Below are 17,082 nucleotides of genomic sequence, written 5' to 3'. Positions count from 1 at the left end.
AGGCGTGCAAAAAAAACGCCCAGCGGCGTGTGCGGCGGGGCGTTGGTCTGGAATTCAACTGTTTTGGGGGCCGCAAGGCAGCCCCACTACATCGATCAGGCGTCGATCAGGATCGAGGTGCCGGTCATCTCCACTGGTTTTTCCAGCCCCAGCAGCTCGAGCATGGTCGGCGCCACGTCCGCCAGCACGCCGCCGTTACGGACTTTCACGTGGCGCTTGCCGACGTAGATGAACGGCACCGGCTCGGTGGTGTGGGCGGTGTGCGCCTGGCCTGTGCATTCGTCTTCCATCTGCTCGACGTTGCCGTGGTCGGCGGTGATCAGGGCTTCGCCGCCGACCTTGTCCAGCGCCTCGACGATGCGGCCGACGCAGCCGTCCAGCGCCTCCACGGCCTTGACCGCAGCATCGAACACGCCGGTGTGGCCGACCATGTCGCCGTTGGCGTAGTTGACCACGATCACGTCATAACGTTGCTGCTCGATGGCCTCGACGATACGGTCGGTGACCTCAGGGGCGCTCATTTCCGGCTGCAGGTCGTAGGTGGCGACTTTCGGCGACGGGATCAGGATGCGTTCTTCGCCTTCGAACGGCTCTTCGCGCCCGCCCGAGAAGAAGAACGTGACGTGGGCGTACTTCTCGGTTTCGGCGATGCGCAGCTGGGTCTTGCCATTCTTCGCCAGGTACTCGCCGAGCACGTTGTGCAGGCTGGCCGGGGCGAAAGCCGCGGGGGCCGGGATCTTCGCCGAGTACTGGGTCAGGCCGATGTAGGCCGCCAGCTTGGGCAGGCGCGCGCGCGGGAATTCGTTGAAATCGGGCTCGACGAACACGCGGGACAGCTCGCGGGCGCGGTCGGCACGGAAGTTCATGAAGATCACCGCGTCGCCGTCTTCGACCTTGACCGCCTCGCCAATGCGCGTGGCCTTGACGAACTCGTCGCTCTCGTCGCGGGCATAGGCGGCTTCAAGGCCGGCCACGGCGGTCGCTGCGGTGTATTCGGCGGCGCTGTCGACGATCAGGTTGTAGGCGGCGCTGACGCGGTCCCAGCGGTTGTCGCGATCCATCGCGTAGTAGCGGCCGATCAGGCTGGCGATGCGGCCCTTGCCGAGTTTGGCGAAGGTGGCGTCGAGCAGCTCGATGGACGACTGCGCGCTGCGCGGCGGTGTGTCGCGGCCATCGAGGAAGGCATGCAGGTAGATCTTCTCGGCACCACGCTGCGCGGCCAGTTCGGCCATGGCGATCAGGTGGTCCTGGTGGCTGTGCACGCCGCCGTCGGAGAGCAGGCCGAGGATATGCACGGCCTTGCCGGCGCTGGCGGCTTTTTCCACGGCACCGACGAGCACCGGGTTTTCGAAGAACTCGCCGTCACGGATGGCCTTGGTCACCCGGGTGAAGTCCTGGTACACCACGCGGCCGGCGCCGAGGTTCATGTGACCGACTTCCGAGTTGCCCATCTGCCCGTCGGGCAGCCCCACGTCCATGCCGGAGCCGGAGATCAGACCATGCGGCTGGGTGGCGCGCAGGCGGTCGTAGACCGGCGTGTTGGCAGCAAAGATGGCGTTGTATTCGGGGCTTTCGCTGTGACCGAAGCCATCCAGGATGATCAGGACCAGAGGTTTAGGCGTACTCGTCATCAATCAAACTCACGGTTGTTCAAAGATGATAAAGACACGCATTTTAGGGCAAATCCGCCAGCGACGGCGAATATTCCTCCCATTGCCCGACCAGCGCGGTCAGGCATGCAACATGAAGGCGCGTTTGCCGCCAGCCCGGTGGGCTTTGGCGGTCATGGGGGGCTGTGTATACTGGCCGCCATTTTCAATCGCCTGGAACACCCCTGATGGTTGCTCACCTGATTCAATTCGCGACAGATCACTTCATCCTGGTGGCCATTTTCGTCGTCCTGCTGGTCCTGCTGCTGGTCAATGAAGTCCGCCGTGGCGGCCAGAGCCTGAGCAACGGCCAGCTGACTGCCCTGGTCAACGCCGACAAGGCCGTGGTGATCGATATCCGCACTGCCAAGGAATACTCGGCCGGGCATATCGTCGGCGCGCTGAGCATGCCGCAGGACAAAGTGGCCGGCCGCATGACCGAGCTGGAAAAGCACAAAGACAAGACCCTGATCGTCGTCGACGCGATGGGCCAGCAGTCCGGTACCCTGTGCCGCGAACTGCTCAAGGCTGGTTACACCGCCGCCAAGCTCAGCGGTGGCGTTTCCAGCTGGAAAGCCGATAACCTGCCCCTGGTGAAGTGATATGAAGCCCGTCATCGTCTATTCCAGCGACTACTGCCCCTACTGCATGCGCGCCAAGTACCTGCTCGAGAGCAAGGGCGTGGCGTTCGAGGAGATCAAGGTCGACGGCAAACCCCAGGTTCGCGCCGAAATGAGCCAGAAGGCCGGCCGTACCTCGGTGCCGCAGATCTGGATCGGCAGCACGCATGTCGGTGGATGCGATGACCTCTATGCCCTGGAGCGCGCGGGCAAGCTCGACGCGCTGCTGGCGGCCTGATTCGCACTGCATTCAAGAACATTAGGAAAAGGATCTGCCATGACTGACCAACAGAACAACGGCGCTGGTGCTGAAGAAACCGCACCACAATTCTCCCTGCAGCGCATCTACGTGCGCGATCTGTCGTTCGAGGCTCCGAAAAGCCCGCAGATCTTCCGCCAGCAGTGGGAGCCGAGCGTATCGCTGGACCTGAACACCCGTCAGAAAGCCCTGGAAGGCGACTTCCACGAAGTGGTGCTGACCCTGTCGGTGACCGTCAAGAACGGTGACGAAGTGGCGTTCATCGCCGAAGTGCAACAGGCTGGTATCTTCCTGATCGCCAACCTGGACGCGTCCTCGATGAGCCACACCCTCGGCGCGTTCTGCCCGAACATCCTGTTCCCGTACGCCCGCGAGACCCTGGACAGCCTGGTGACCCGTGGCTCGTTCCCGGCGCTGATGCTGTCGCCGGTCAACTTCGACGCCCTGTACGCGCAAGAAATGCAGCGCATGCAGGAAGCCGGTGAAGTGCCGACCGTTCAGTAATTTCTGCCGGTAAAGAAAAAGGCGACCTTCGAGGTCGCCTTTTTCATGTCTCTTGCTGGGGATAGAACCCGAGCGGCGAGCACATCAGCTTCCGGCAAACCCCTGCTGGCGCCACGCCTCGTACACCGTTACGGCCACGGTATTGGACAGGTTCAAGCTCCGGCACCCCGGCCGCATCGGCAGGCGCAGGCGTTGCTCGGCAGGCAGGCTGTCCAGCACCTCGGCCGGCAGGCCACGGCTTTCGGGCCCGAACAGGAAGGCGTCACCGGGCTGGTACTCGACCTCATGGAACGGGTGCGAGCCTTTGGTGGTGAACGCGAACAGTCGAGGCTGATTCAGGCTTTCCAGGCATTCGGCCAGGCTTTGGTGGCGCTGTAGCGTGGCATACTCGTGGTAATCCAGCCCCGCGCGGCGCAGGCGTTTGTCGTCCAGTTCGAAGCTGATGGGCTCGATCAGGTGCAGGGCGCAGCCGCTGTTGGCGCACAGGCGGATGATGTTGCCGGTATTCGGCGGAATTTCTGGTTGAAAAAGGATGACGTGAAACATGCACGGCTCCAAGCGTGAAGATGACGAGCATTCTACCCCCGAACCCGACCCGCGTTCGAAGGCCTGGCCGCGGGTGCTGCTGTCGCTGGCGATCTTCGGCATGCTCGTGGGCCTGATGATCGGCCGGCTGACCGCGCCCGAGGAGCGGGTGCTGGAGCAGGTCGAGGTGGTGCAGGGCGGGCTGGACCTGTGGTTCAACGAAGAGCCGCAACTGCATGGCGAGACTGTCGAGGGTACCGTGGCCGTGGTGTTCCAGGCCGAGGGCAAGGCCGCGCGGGGCCAGTTGATGTTGCAGGGCAAGCCGGTGGGCTGGCGTTTGCAGAAGAGCGAGGAAGGCTTGCTGTTGACGCTGGTCGCTGCGCGCCCCCTGCGCGGCGAATGGGCCGGAGCGCAGGAGGCGGGACGTTGGCGGGTGCAGGTGAGGCTGCATGAATAAAAGAGGGGATATCCCGGCCTGCCTGTACCGAGGTCCCCAAAACTGGAGGTACTGGATACAAAGCAGGGAGCGTGCCAGGTCTTGCAGGCCCTGGAATGCGGTGTTCCGGCCATTTTTCGAGGGTTTTGAAGGCTAATCTGCCTTGTGCTGGTGCATGCGGCACAGCAACGGTGCAGCTGGGACCTGATAAATTTGCCAGTTTCGGCCACTGCCAGCATTGGTTAACGTTCTGCTCATGAATCATGCTCCTGTGGAGGGATTGTTCATGAGCCTGCACTTGCCGATGCTCGATCACCAGCGATCATCTTTCGGGGGGAGTTCCTACTCCAGGGCGTATACGCCATACGGTGCCGCTGCATTTGCAGAAGGCCCGACTCTCGGCTTCTGCGGGCAGCTCTGCGAAAGACCTATAGGCACCTATCAGCTGGGCAACGGCTACCGCTGCTATTCGCCAACCGCATTGCGCTTCCTGTCACCGGATCGCCACAGCCCATTCGGCAGAGGGGGGCTCAACGCATATGGCTATTGTGCTGGTGATCCAGTCAATCGGAGTGATCCTGGTGGGCGGTGGTGGGGGTTGGTGAGGGATGCCGTCTTCTCGGCCCTCGTCTTCCAGGATGGAGCAAGGGATCTGCACAAAAGTCTCCTGAATAGGGGGGAGGTGCAGGCGAAAAAGGCGCATTCTACCGATCATCGTGTACTGAATGAGGTGGCCCCTAGCCTGACACGGCTCACCGTCGATAGTGGTCAGGTCGCTTTGGGAGGGCTTTCGTTTGCCACTAATGCGCTTCAGTTGGCGGGTGTGGCGGTGAACCCTGTTGTGGGCAGTGTGGCGGCATGGGCGGGTTTTGCGCTCTGGGGAGCGAAGAAAGCTGCCCAGTATCGTGAGGCAAGGCAGGCGCAGGATCCCTTGCACTATCTGACGCTGAGTAGCGTGAAACAGGAACAGAAAATTCCTGCGTTGTTCGGGCAAGTGAGGGAGTCAATCAACGCCGGCACGGCCTCGGATCTGTCCGAGGTAGTGATACAGCAGACACACAATGACGTTTTTACGGCCGCTGGTGAATTAAGGGACATGAAGTAAGTCGATCTATTCCTGCTTCATGTCTGTTGCGCTCTATTGGCAGTTGAGCCGCCAATTGGTCTGAATCATGTGTTGCCTACGAGAGGGCCATGTTTGGCCCTCCCAGGTTTGCAGCAGGTCGATGCTCAGTGGTCTTCGCCCTCGTCCTCATCGGAGCCATCCACCTTCATCCCCAGCTCCTTGATCTTGCGCGTCAAGGTGTTGCGCCCCCACCCCAGCAACAACGCCGCATCACGACGACGCCCGGCCGTATGCTTGAGCGCCGTCTCGATCATGATCCGCTCGAAACTGGGCACGGCGCTGTCGAGCAGGCTCGACTGGCCACGGGCAAGGGCCTGGTCGGCCCACTGGCGCAGGGCCTGTTCCCAGTTGGTCACCGGCGCGGCGTCCTGGGGCAGGTTGAGCAGTTCCGGCGGCAGGTCGCCGATCAGCACTTCGCGGCTGGAGGCCATCACGGTGATCCAGCGGCAGGTGTTCTCCAGCTGGCGCACGTTGCCCGGCCAGGGCAGGTTGCGGATGAATTCCTCGGTCTCGGGCTTGAGCAGCTTGGGTTCCACCGCCAGCTCATGGGCGGCGCGGCCGAGGAAGTGGCGGGCCAGGGCCGGGATGTCCTCACGTCGGTCCGCCAGGCGCGGGATATGGATGCGGATCACGTTGAGGCGGTGGAACAGGTCTTCACGGAACTTGCCGGCCTGCACCAGCGACTCGAGGTTCTGGTGGGTGGCGGCGATGATGCGCACATCCACCTTAACCGGCACATGGCCGCCGACCCGGTAGAACTCGCCGTCGGCCAGCACTCGCAGCAGGCGGGTCTGGGTATCGGCGGGCATGTCGCCGATCTCGTCGAGGAACAGCGTGCCGCCGTCGGCCTGCTCGAAACGCCCACGACGCAGGTTGGCAGCGCCGGTAAAGGCGCCCTTTTCATGGCCGAACAGCTCGGACTCCATCAGGTCCTTGGGGATCGCCGCCATGTTCAGGGCAATGAACGGCGATGCCGCGCGCGGGCTGTGGCGGTGCAGGGCATGGGCCACCAGCTCTTTGCCGGTACCAGACTCACCATTGATCAGCACAGTGATGTTGGAGTGGCTGAGGCGGCCGATGGCACGGAACACCTCTTGCATCGCCGGCGCCTCGCCGATGATCTCGGGGGTGCGGGCCAGCGCCTGGGGCACCTCCAGCGCCTGCTGCTCCTGGGCGTGCTGGTTGGCGCGCTTGACCAGCGACACCGCTTCGTCGACATCGAACGGCTTGGGCAGGTACTCGAAGGCGCCGCCCTGGTACGACGCCACGGCGCTGTCCAGGTCGGAATGGGCGGTCATGATGATCACCGGCAGCCCAGGGTGCTGGTCGCGGATCTGGGCGAGCAGGTCAAGGCCGCTGGCGCCGGGCATGCGGATATCCGAGATGATCACGTCCGGTTGCTGGCGGGCCAGGCGGCCCATCACGCCGTCGGCGCTGTCGAAGCTCTGGGTGGTCATGCCTTCCTGCTGCAGGGCCTTTTCCAGGACCCAGCGGATGGAGCGATCATCATCGACGATCCAGACGGTTTCACTTCGGCTCATGGGGCGGTGGCTCCTTGTTCCAGGGGCAGGTAGATCGAGAAGGTGGTGTGGCCGGCGTGGCTTTCACATTCGATCAGGCCCTGGTGCTGGCTGATGATGTTCTGGGTGATGGCCAGGCCCAGCCCGGTGCCGTCCGGGCGGCCGCTGACCATGGGATAGAAGAGGGTGTCCTGCAGTTCCGCGGGGATGCCGGGGCCGTTGTCGATGATCTCGATCCGCGCCACCAGGCGGTGGCGCACGTGGCCGATGGTGAACTGGCGCACGGCCCTACTGCGCAGGGTGATGCGGCCCAGGCGCAGTTCGTTCTGCGCGCCGATGGCCTGCATGGCGTTGCGCACGATGTTGAGCACGGCCTGGATCATCTGCTCGCGGTCAATCAGCACGTCCGGCAGGCTCGGGTCGTAGTCGCGCACCAGGGTGATGCCGCCCTGGCTCTCGGCATCGACCAGGCTGCACACCCGTTCGAGCACTTCGTGGATATTGGTCATGGACAACGACGGCAGCTTGTTCGAGCCGAGCATGCGGTCGACCAGGTTGCGCAGGCGGTCGGCCTCTTCGATGATCACATTGGTGTAGTCACGCAGGCCGTCCTCGGGCAGCTCGCGGGCCAGCAGTTGCGCCGCGCCGCGAATGCCGCCGAGGGGGTTCTTGATCTCGTGGGCGAGGCCACGCACCAGCATCTTGGTGGTCTCCTGCTTGCTCAGCTGGGCCTCCTCCTTGGTGATGCGCAGCAGGCGGTCACGCGGGTGCACCTCCAGCAGCAGCAGGGTCTGGCCCTGATGCAGGATGGGCGTGACGGCGTAGTCGACAGTGATGCTCTGGCCGGCCAGCGAGGTCAGCTGGGCTTCGCGCTTGGTGAACGGGTGCGCCTGCTCCACCGCCTGGCGCAGCGAGTTGAGTGCCTCGGCCGATTCGGTGAACAGCTCGCTGATGAACTGGCCATGGCTGCGCTGGCCACTGACAGCCAGGAGCATTTCCGCGGCTGGATTCATGTACTCCAGGCGCAGTTCGGCATTGAGCAGGAGCGTGGCCGTGGTCAGGTTGTCCAGAAGCAGACGGTGCTGTGCATCGCTGATGGTCATAAGGTGTCGTTGACCTCTTTTGGCACAGTGGCGCCCAACGGCTCGGGCCCGGGGGCGCGCACGGAAAAGTGCTGGATGCAGTGAAAATGCAAGAACCAAACCAAGGCTCCGAAAAGAAGCGGAAATTCCGGATAAACACCTGGAACTGCGCGAATTCGAGCCATAAAGCCCTGGTTTATCGATTCTTGTGAACCAAATTGGGTTGCATGATGGGGCGTGCCGCCAAGTCATGCACCAATATGGAGCATAGGGCGGTCAGCGCAATTTGCACAGCTGGGCGCTGGCGCGAACCAGGGCGAGGTGGCGCGTTGTGTCCTGGGTGCGTTGTTGCAAGGCGTCGGCCAGGTGGTTGGCGCATTGGCTCGGCGGGGTCTGGTCAAAACGGGCGAGGGCGCTCAGCAGCTGTTCCTGCAGCAGGTCCAGTTCAGGGCGCACTTCGTTGGCCAGGTCGCGGCGTGGAAGGGCTGGCGCCTGTCGGGCGCGATGCCAGGTGTCGAGCAGGTGGTACTGCAGGAGCTTGTTGGCTTCGATCTGGTCGGCAAAAAAGGCCTCGACGCGTGCCGGATCCAAGTGGTGGGCGACGGCGGCTTGGCGTGCGCTGACCAATACCTGGTGCTCGCGGGCACTGGCCTGCACGGGTTGCTGGTGATCCCACTTGTGCAGGGCGACAGCTTCGGCCAGGTCCAGGCGCCGATCGATGGTGGCAAGCAACTGATCCAGGGTAGGCGTGATGCTCGGTGAGGTGGCACAACCGGATAGGGCGATGCAGCAGGTCAGGGCGAGGGTGGTGGCACGCATGGCGATCTCCTTGGGAATGAAGCCTCGAGTGTCGCCTGTGGCGTTGCGGCGGCTAATAGGTGTTGTCCGATGATGAGGGTATGAAAAAGAAACGGCCTCCCGAGGGAGGCCGTAATGATGTCACCGACGCGAGGCGCCGATCAGATCAGCAGCTGTAGTACAGCTCGTACTCCAGCGGGTGCACGAAGGTGCGGACCTTGATCTCTTCTTCGCTCTTCAGCTCGATGAAGGCATCGATGAAGTCGTCGGAGAACACGCCGCCCTTGGTCAGGAACGCACGGCCTTTGTCCAGCTCTTCCAGGGCTTCCTTCAGGCTGCCACAGACTTGCGGGATTTCCTTGGCCTCTTCAGGCGGCAGGTCGTACAGGTTCTTGTCGGCGGCATCGCCTGGGTGGATCTTGTTCTGGATACCGTCCAGGCCTGCCATCAGCAGGGCCGCGAAGGCCAGGTACGGGTTGGCCGACGGGTCCGGGAAGCGTGCTTCGATACGGCGGGCTTTCGGGCTGCCGACGTAAGGAATACGGATCGAGGCGGAACGGTTGCGCGCCGAGTAGGCCAGCATCACCGGGGCTTCGAAACCTGGGACCAGACGCTTGTACGAGTTGGTCGACGGGTTGGTGAAGCCGTTCAGGGCCTTGCCGTGCTTGATGATGCCGCCGATGAAGTACAGGGCGGTATCGGACAGGCCGGCATAGCCTTCGCCGGAGAAGGTGTTCTTGCCGTCTTTCCAGATCGACATGTGCACGTGCATGCCCGAGCCGTTGTCGCCGTACAGAGGCTTGGGCATGAAGGTGGCGGTACGGCCATAGGCGTCGGCAACGTTGTGCACGACGTATTTCAGGGCCTGTACTTCGTCAGCTTTCTTCACCAGGGTGTTGAACTTGACGCCGATTTCGTTCTGGCCGGCAGTCGCCACTTCGTGGTGGTGAACTTCGACGGTCTGGCCCATTTCTTCCAGGGCGTTGCACATGGCGGTGCGGATTTCGTGGTCGTGGTCGAACGGCGGAACCGGGAAGTAGCCGCCTTTCACGCCCGGACGGTGGCCTTTGTTGCCGCCTTCCACGTCAGCGCCGGTCATCCACGAGCCTTGCTCGGAGAAGATCTTGAACATCGAGCCGGAGATGTCCGAGTGGAACTTCACTTCGTCGAAGATGAAGAACTCAGGCTCTGGGCCTGCGAACACGGTGTCACCGATGCCGGTGCTCTTCAGGTACTCTTCGGCGCGCTTGGCGATGCCGCGCGGGTCACGATCGTAGCCCTGCATGCTCGACGGGTCGACGATGTCGCAGGTGATGATCAGGGTCGGTTCTTCGGTGAACGGGTCCAGCACGGCGGTTTCGTCAACCGGCATCAGGATCATGTCGGAGGCTTCAATGCCTTTCCAGCCAGCGATGGAGGAGCCGTCGAACATCTTGCCGACTTCGAAGAAGTCTTCGTCCAGGCCATCGCGCGCCGGCATGGTCACGTGATGCTGAATGCCCTTGGTGTCCGTGAAACGCAGATCAATCCACTTGACGTCATGATCTTTGATGAGTTGAACCGACTTCGACATGTTGTCCTCCGGATGGTCTAGGGCGCAGTTGGCCGCTGCCCTGGAAATAAGGGTGTCGCTGGGCGCGGATAGTCGGCCAAGCTTACCTGCCTCACAAGGGAGCAAATTGCATGCCAGTGCCCGAAAATGGCCTGCACGCGATAAAAAGAGGCGTTGCTGGGTATTTGCTGGTGATCTGGATGGCTGCTGTGCACTCATGTGATGCGTTTTTTAACTTTGCCGCACCGTTATGGTGCGCTCTGTGCGTGCAGGGCTACATCGCGGGGCAGGCAACATAAATCCAACCTTCTGGACAAAAGTTGGTCAAAAGCTGAGCAATTTCCGCTATAATTCGCGCCCCTCATTTTCGGTAGGCCCTGGGCGCGCTGTTAAACCAATGAAACTTATCGTCAAAGTCTTCCCAGAAATCACCATCAAGAGCCGGCCGGTGCGCAAGCGCTTCATCCGCCAGCTCGCCAAGAACATCCGCAACGTGCTCAAGGACCTTGATCCCGAGCTCGCGGTTGATGGTGTCTGGGATAATCTCGAGGTGGTCACCCGCGTCGAGGACGAAAAGCTCCAGCGCGAAATGATCGAGCGCCTCACCTGCACGCCGGGTATCACCCACTTCCTGCAGGTCGAGGAGTATGCACTGGGCGATTTCGACGACATCGTCGCCAAGTGCAAGCACCACTTTGGCCACCTGCTGGCCGGCAAGCGCTTCTCGGTACGCTGCAAGCGCGGCGGCCACCACGATTTCACCTCGATGGACGTCGACCGCTACGTCGGCAGCCAGCTGCGCCAGCTGTGCGGCGCCGCCGGCATCGACCTGAAGACCCCAGAAGTCGTGGTGCGCATGGAGATCCGCGACCAGCGCCTGTACGTGATTCACAATCAGCACAACGGCATTGGCGGCTACCCGCTGGGCGCACTGGAACAGACCCTGGTGCTGATGTCCGGTGGCTTCGACTCCACCGTCGCGGCCTACCAGATGATGCGCCGCGGACTGATGACCCATTTCTGCTTCTTCAACCTCGGTGGCCGTGCCCACGAGCTGGGCGTGATGGAAGTGGCCCACTACCTGTGGAAGAAGTACGGCAGCAGCCAGCGCGTACTGTTCATCAGCGTGCCGTTCGAGGAAGTGGTCGGCGAGATCCTCAACAAGGTCGACAACAGCTACATGGGCGTCACCCTCAAGCGCATGATGCTGCGCGGCGCCGCGCACATGGCCGACCGTCTGCAGATCGACGCGCTGGTCACCGGCGAGGCGATCTCCCAGGTGTCGAGCCAGACCTTGCCGAACCTGTCGATCATCGACTCGGCCACCGACAAGCTGGTGCTGCGTCCGCTGCTGGCCAGCCACAAGCAGGACATCATCGACCAGGCCACCGAGATCGGCACCGCCGACTTCGCCAAGCACATGCCCGAATATTGCGGCGTGATCTCGGTGAACCCGACAACCCATGCCAAGCGTCACCGCATGGAGCACGAAGAAAAGCAGTTCGACATGGCCGTGCTGGAGCGCGCCCTGGAGCGTGCCAAGTTCATCTCCATCGACCATGTGATCGACGAGCTGGGCAAGGACATCGAAATCGAGGAAGTGGCCGAGGCGCTGCCAGGCCAGATCGTCATCGACATTCGTCACCCCGACGCCCAGGAAGACGAACCTCTGGTGCTGGAAGGCATCGAAGTCCAGGCCATGCCGTTCTACGCCATCAACAGCAAGTTCAAGCACCTGGACCCCACGCGCCAGTACTTGCTGTATTGCGACAAGGGTGTGATGAGCCGTCTGCACGCACACCACCTGCTCAGTGAGGGACATGCCAATGTGCGTGTTTATCGTCCGACATAAGACGCCAGGGCTGTATGGCGGCAGCATCCGCCATCGCCCTCCCGACCATCGGGCCCGCTGAGCCGTAAACCGTACATATTGGCCGCCTACACTGGCGGCAACCGAATCCTCTGATCGAGATACAGTTGTGATCGAAAATCTGCGTAACATCGCCATCATCGCCCACGTTGACCATGGTAAAACCACCCTGGTCGACAAACTCCTGCGCCAGTCCGGCACCCTGGAGCGTAACGAGCTCAACGACGAGCGCGTCATGGACTCCAACGACCAGGAAAAAGAGCGCGGCATTACCATTCTGGCGAAAAACACCGCCATCAACTGGAACGGCTACCACATCAACATCGTCGACACCCCCGGCCACGCCGACTTCGGTGGCGAGGTTGAGCGTGTAATGTCGATGGTCGACTCGGTGCTGCTGCTGGTCGACGCCCAGGACGGCCCGATGCCGCAAACCCGCTTCGTGACCAAGAAGGCCTTCGAAGCTGGCCTGAAGCCAATCGTCGTGATCAACAAGGTCGACCGTCCAGGCGCGCGTCCTGACTGGGTTCTGGACCAGATCTTCGACCTGTTCGACAACCTCGGTGCCACCGACGAACAGCTGGACTTCAAAGTCGTCTACGCCTCGGCCCTGAACGGCATCGCAGGTCTCGACCACACCGCCATGGGCGAAGACATGACCGCCCTGTACCAGTCGATCGTCGACAACGTACCGGCGCCGGACGTTGACCGTGAAGGTTCGTTCCAGATGCAGATCTCGGCACTGGACTACAACAGCTTCCTGGGTGTTATCGGTGTTGGCCGTATCGCCCGTGGCCGCATCAAGCCGAACACCCCGGTTGTTGCCATCGATGTCGACGGCAAGAAGCGTAACGGCCGTATTCTGAAGCTGATGGGCCACCACGGCCTGCACCGCGTCGACGTCGAAGAAGCCCAGGCTGGCGACATCGTCTGCATCAGCGGTTTCGACGAGCTGTTCATCTCCGACACCCTGTGCGCCCCGGACGCGGTAGAAGCGATGAAGCCGCTGACCGTCGACGAGCCAACCGTTTCGATGACCTTCCAGGTCAACGACTCGCCGTTCTGCGGCAAGGAAGGCAAGTTCGTCACCAGCCGTAACATCAAGGACCGTCTGGACAAGGAGCTGCTGTACAACGTTGCCCTGCGCGTCCAGGAAACCGACTCCCCTGACAAGTTCAAGGTATCGGGCCGTGGCGAGCTGCACCTGTCCGTTCTGATCGAAACCATGCGCCGTGAAGGCTTCGAGATGGCCGTAGGCCGCCCTGAAGTGATCATCCGCGAAGTCGACGGCGTCAAGCAGGAACCGTTCGAGAACGTCACCATCGACATCCCTGAAGAATCCCAGGGCAAGGTCATGGAAGAAATGGGTCTGCGTAAAGGCGACCTGACCAACATGGTGCCGGATGGCAAGGGCCGTGTTCGCCTGGAATACAACATTCCAGCCCGTGGTCTGATCGGTTTCCGCAACCAGTTCCTGACCCTGACCAACGGTGCAGGCATCCTGACCTCGATCTTCGATCGCTACGACACCATGAAGTCGGGCCAGATGTCCGGCCGTCTGAACGGCGTACTGGTTTCGGTCGAGACCGGCAAGGCACTGACCTACTCGCTGGAAACCCTGCAGGCGCGCGGCAAGCTGTTCGTCGAGCACGGCCAGGAGATCTACAACGGTCAGATCATCGGCCTGAACAGCCGCGACAACGACCTGGGCGTGAACCCGACCAAAGGCAAGAAGCTCGACAACATGCGTGCTTCGGGCAAGGACGAAGTCATCGCTCTGGTACCGCCGGTTCGCCACACCCTGGAACAGGCCCTGGAGTTCATCCAGGACGACGAGCTGTGCGAAGTCACGCCGAAGTCGATCCGTCTGCGCAAGAAGATCCTGGACGAAGGCGAGCGTACCCGCGCTGCCAAGAAAGCCAAGAACTGAGTTAGCTCAGGCTGAATGAAAACGCCCCCGGTCGAAAGGCCGGGGGCGTTTTTGTTTGCCTTCAGAAATACAGGCCGCTTTGCAGCCCCAGCATTTCAGGCGTGGCGCAGTCTCAGCGCCCGACCACCTTGGGCTTGTACGCGCAATACCCCGGCCGCGGCCCGACCTTGGGGTGGTTGCGGCAGGTATCCGGGCGCTTGTCGTAGATGGTGCACAGGCGGCTCTTGCGATCCAGGTACATGCAGTCATCGTTGCTCATCCGGGTCAGGGTGAAGATCCCCGATTTCTGGTTGAAGCGCTCGATGATGCCTTCCTTCTGCAGGCGTTTGGCCACGTTCTTCGGCGGTTCGTCTTTCTCGAATTCATCCACCACGCCAATGCGGATCAGATCCTTGATCTTCACCTCCACCGGCAGGGTGCAGCAGGTCGAGTGGCAGCCACCGCACATATGGCTGGCATAGCGCTGCCAGGTCTCCAGGCGGTCGACTTCGGCGGCGGCGATCAGGGTCGTTTTCATGGTTATGGGGTGAATCACGGTCTTGGGGCGCGCGATCATACCGGAGTTGCTCAATTTGTGAACAACCTTTTGCCCGATTCCCCTGGCAGTTGATGAAAACCGCGAACGCTCGCTGTCGCTGTGTGTCAGAGCGTCTAGGCTGAACACTCTCCCTGCGCTTTCGCCTACTTGCCCGAGGATGCCGCATGTCCCAGGAAAACAAGGCCCGTGAGGCCAAAGCTCATACCGACGAGGTGGCCGCGTTCCGCGCCGCCGTGCTGGCCAAGCTGACCTACGCCGTTGGCAAGGACCCGGAACACGCCTTCGACCACGACTGGTTCGAGGCCATTGCCCTGGCTGCCCGCGACCATATGGTCGACCACTGGATGGATCACACTCGCCAGGCCTACCGCCGTAGCCAGAAGCGGGTGTATTACCTCTCCCTCGAGTTTCTCATCGGCCGCCTGCTGTACGACAGCCTGAGCAACCTCGGTTACCTGGAGATCGCCCGCGAGGCGCTCGAAGGGCTGGACGTCGACCTGGAGCGTATCCGCCTGCTCGAGCCTGACGCGGCACTGGGCAACGGTGGCCTCGGTCGCCTGGCGGCGTGCTTCATGGAGAGCATGTCGACCCTGGGTATTGCCGCCCATGGCTATGGCATCCGCTACGAGCATGGGTTGTTCCGCCAGGCGGTGGTCGATGGCTGGCAGCAGGAGCAGACCGAGAACTGGCTGGATTTCGGCAACCCCTGGGAGTTCGAACGGGCGGAGGTGATCTACCCGATCAGTTTCGGCGGCAGCGTCGAGACCGTGCAGGAAGGCAATGGCCAGCAACGTCAGGTCTGGTGGCCGGGCGAGACGGTACGGGCGGTGGCCTACGACACGCCGGTGGTCGGCTGGCGCGGCTCCAGCGTCAATACCCTGCGTCTGTGGCGTGCCCGGGCTCTGGAGGAACTGCACCTGGAGCGCTTCAACGCCGGTGACCACCTGGGCGCGGTGGCCGAGGTGGCCCGCGCCGAAAGCATCTCGCGGGTGCTGTACCCGGCCGACAGCACCGAGGCCGGCCAGGAGTTGCGCCTGCGCCAGGAGTACTTCTTCGTTTCGGCCTCGCTGCAGGACCTGCTGCGGCGCCACCTGAACATGCACAAGGACCTGCTCAACCTGCCGGATGCCGCGGCCATCCAGCTCAACGACACCCACCCGTCGATTGCCGTGGCCGAGCTGATGCGCCTGCTGGTCGACCAGCACGAAATCCCTTGGGACAAAGCGTGGGCGCTGACCGTCGGCACCCTGGCCTACACCAACCACACCTTGTTGCCCGAAGCCCTGGAAACCTGGCCGGTGGCATTGATGGAGCGCATGCTGCCGCGGCACATGCAGATCATCTACCTGATCAACGCCTACCATATCGACGCACTGCGGGCCAAAGGCCTGCACGACTTCGACGTGCTGCGCGCGGTGTCGCTGATCGAGGAGGACAATGGCCGCCGGGTGCGCATGGGCAACCTGGCGTTCCTTGGCTCGCACAGCGTCAACGGCGTGTCGGCGCTGCACAGCAAGCTGATGAAAAGCACGGTGTTTGCCGAGCTGCACAAGCTCTACCCGCAGCGGATCAACAACAAGACCAACGGCATCACCTTCCGCCGTTGGCTGTACCAGGCCAACCCGCCGCTCACGGCGATGCTGATCGAGGCGCTGGGGCCGGAGGTGCTGGATGACCCGGAAGGCAAGCTCAAGGCACTGGCGCCCTTCGCCGACAAGGCCACCTTCCGCAAGCAGTTCGCCGCCCAGCGCCTGCACAGCAAGCGCGCGCTGGCCAGCATCATCCAGGACAGGTTGGGCGTGACGGTCAACCCGGAGGCGCTGTTCGATGTGCAGGTCAAGCGCATCCACGAGTACAAGCGCCAGTTGCTCAATCTGCTGCACACGGTGGCGCTGTACCAGGCCATCCGCAACGACCCCGGCACCGACTGGGTGCCGCGGGTGAAGATCTTCGCCGGCAAGGCGGCGGCCAGCTACCACCAGGCCAAGCTGATCATCAAGCTGGCCAACGACATTGCCCGGGTGGTCAATAACGACCCCACGGTGCGCGGCCTGCTCAAGGTGGTGTTCCTGCCCAACTACAACGTCAGCCTGGCTGAGAGCATCATTCCGGCGGCGGATCTGTCCGAGCAGATTTCCACGGCCGGCTACGAGGCCTCCGGCACCAGCAACATGAAGTTCGGTCTCAATGGCGCGTTGACCATCGGCACCCTCGATGGCGCCAACGTCGAGATGTGCGAGCAGGTGGGGGCCGAGAACATGTTCATCTTCGGCCTGACCGCGCAGCAGGTGGAGGCACGCAAGCGCAGCGGCGACTTTGGCGCCGCGTCGGCGATCGCTGCCTCCCATCGTCTGGGCGACGTGCTGCAGGCGATTCGCAGCGGGGTGTTCTCGCCTGATGATCCGGCGCGCTATGCCGGATTGGTGGACGGGCTGATCGCCTACGACCGCTTCCTGGTGTGCGCCGACTTCGATGCCTACTGGGACGCCCAGCGGCGAGTCGAGGAGTTGTGGCACGCGCCGCAGGACTGGTGGCGCGTGGCAGTGCTGAACACGGCGCGGATGGGCTGGTTCTCGTCGGACCGGACCATTCGCGAGTATGCGACCGAGATCTGGAAGGCCTTGGATTAGCACACCGGGGCCGCTCTGCGGCCCATCGCCGGCAAGCCGGCTC

Annotated in this window: 15 protein-coding genes; 8 read left to right on the top strand and 7 right to left on the bottom strand. The window is 62.5% G+C overall.

The annotated features are described in order from the left end of the window. Nucleotides 1-95: 95 nt before the first annotated feature. Complete coding sequence (gene gpmI, locus AC3WL2_RS07315) at nt 96-1,631, bottom strand: 2,3-bisphosphoglycerate-independent phosphoglycerate mutase (RefSeq protein ID WP_102681753.1); 1,536 nt, start codon at nt 1,629-1,631, stop codon at nt 96-98. A gap of 206 nt (nt 1,632-1,837) precedes the next feature. On the opposite strand from gpmI, the gene AC3WL2_RS07310 reads away from it, so the two are divergent. The 3 genes from AC3WL2_RS07310 to secB are packed head-to-tail and all read left to right on the top strand — an operon-like array spanning nt 1,838 to nt 3,032. Beyond that, nucleotides 1,838-2,251 (top strand): rhodanese-like domain-containing protein, encoded by a 414-nt coding sequence (locus AC3WL2_RS07310; RefSeq protein WP_023628822.1) that lies wholly within the window; start codon nt 1,838-1,840, stop codon nt 2,249-2,251. Nucleotide 2,252: 1 nt separating this feature from the next. After that, complete coding sequence (grxC, locus tag AC3WL2_RS07305; protein ID WP_003249204.1) at nt 2,253-2,507, top strand: glutaredoxin 3; 255 nt, start codon at nt 2,253-2,255, stop codon at nt 2,505-2,507. A gap of 39 nt (nt 2,508-2,546) precedes the next feature. Continuing rightward, nucleotides 2,547-3,032: a protein-export chaperone SecB gene (secB, locus tag AC3WL2_RS07300; RefSeq protein WP_102681752.1), complete on the top strand. Its 486-nt coding sequence runs from the start codon at nt 2,547-2,549 to the stop codon at nt 3,030-3,032. An 84-nt stretch (nt 3,033-3,116) separates the two neighbouring features. On the opposite strand, the gene trmL is transcribed toward secB, so the two are convergent. Then, nucleotides 3,117-3,578, bottom strand: coding sequence for a tRNA (uridine(34)/cytosine(34)/5-carboxymethylaminomethyluridine(34)-2'-O)-methyltransferase TrmL (gene trmL / locus AC3WL2_RS07295; RefSeq protein ID WP_031314454.1), 462 nt, complete (start codon nt 3,576-3,578; stop codon nt 3,117-3,119). Between trmL and AC3WL2_RS07290 the strand changes: the two genes are divergently transcribed. Then, the gene (locus AC3WL2_RS07290) at nt 3,577-4,014 is read left to right on the top strand and encodes a hypothetical protein (RefSeq protein ID WP_102681751.1); all 438 of its coding nucleotides are present in this window, start codon (nt 3,577-3,579) and stop codon (nt 4,012-4,014) included. The genes trmL and AC3WL2_RS07290 overlap by 2 nt on opposite strands. 265 nt (nt 4,015-4,279) lie before the next feature. Next, entirely contained in the window at nt 4,280-5,098 is an 819-nt protein-coding gene (locus AC3WL2_RS07285) for an RHS repeat-associated core domain-containing protein (protein ID WP_256582517.1), read from the top strand. A gap of 125 nt (nt 5,099-5,223) precedes the next feature. Here AC3WL2_RS07285 and ntrC read toward each other — a convergent pair whose 3' ends face one another. The 4 genes from ntrC to glnA all read right to left on the bottom strand — a co-directional run bounded on the left by ntrC (nt 5,224) and on the right by glnA (nt 10,092). Next, the gene (gene ntrC, locus AC3WL2_RS07280; protein ID WP_102681749.1) at nt 5,224-6,660 is read right to left on the bottom strand and encodes a nitrogen regulation protein NR(I); all 1,437 of its coding nucleotides are present in this window, start codon (nt 6,658-6,660) and stop codon (nt 5,224-5,226) included. Then, on the bottom strand, nt 6,657-7,742 hold the full coding sequence (gene glnL / locus AC3WL2_RS07275; protein ID WP_102681748.1) for a nitrogen regulation protein NR(II): 1,086 nt from the start codon (nt 7,740-7,742) through the stop codon (nt 6,657-6,659). The genes ntrC and glnL overlap by 4 nt, the downstream gene beginning before the upstream one ends. Nucleotides 7,743-7,997: 255 nt before the next feature. Beyond that, nucleotides 7,998-8,540: a gamma subclass chorismate mutase AroQ gene (gene aroQ / locus AC3WL2_RS07270; RefSeq protein ID WP_102681747.1), complete on the bottom strand. Its 543-nt coding sequence runs from the start codon at nt 8,538-8,540 to the stop codon at nt 7,998-8,000. A 145-nt stretch (nt 8,541-8,685) separates the two neighbouring features. After that, a complete protein-coding gene (gene glnA / locus AC3WL2_RS07265; RefSeq protein WP_023628815.1) occupies nt 8,686-10,092 on the bottom strand; it encodes a type I glutamate--ammonia ligase in 1,407 nt (468 codons plus the stop codon). A gap of 376 nt (nt 10,093-10,468) precedes the next feature. Between glnA and thiI the strand changes: the two genes are divergently transcribed. Further along, the gene (thiI, locus tag AC3WL2_RS07260; protein WP_102681746.1) at nt 10,469-11,923 is read left to right on the top strand and encodes a tRNA uracil 4-sulfurtransferase ThiI; all 1,455 of its coding nucleotides are present in this window, start codon (nt 10,469-10,471) and stop codon (nt 11,921-11,923) included. Between the two features lie 127 nt (nt 11,924-12,050). Next, a complete protein-coding gene (gene typA / locus AC3WL2_RS07255; protein WP_046853888.1) occupies nt 12,051-13,871 on the top strand; it encodes a translational GTPase TypA in 1,821 nt (606 codons plus the stop codon). Between the two features lie 112 nt (nt 13,872-13,983). Here the strand turns inward: typA and AC3WL2_RS07250 are convergent, their stop codons facing one another. Beyond that, nucleotides 13,984-14,388, bottom strand: coding sequence for a YkgJ family cysteine cluster protein (locus AC3WL2_RS07250; RefSeq protein WP_016712459.1), 405 nt, complete (start codon nt 14,386-14,388; stop codon nt 13,984-13,986). A gap of 185 nt (nt 14,389-14,573) precedes the next feature. Here AC3WL2_RS07250 and AC3WL2_RS07245 point away from each other — a divergent pair, with 185 nt between their 5' ends. Further along, complete coding sequence (locus AC3WL2_RS07245) at nt 14,574-17,039, top strand: glycogen/starch/alpha-glucan phosphorylase (RefSeq protein WP_102681745.1); 2,466 nt, start codon at nt 14,574-14,576, stop codon at nt 17,037-17,039. The last annotated feature ends 43 nt before the right edge of the window (nt 17,040-17,082 follow it).

This window comes from Pseudomonas sp. FW305-96 (genome assembly GCF_058783825.1).
The sequence above is the reverse complement of the archived record's forward strand: the minus strand, read 5'-3'. Positions and strand labels throughout refer to the sequence as shown.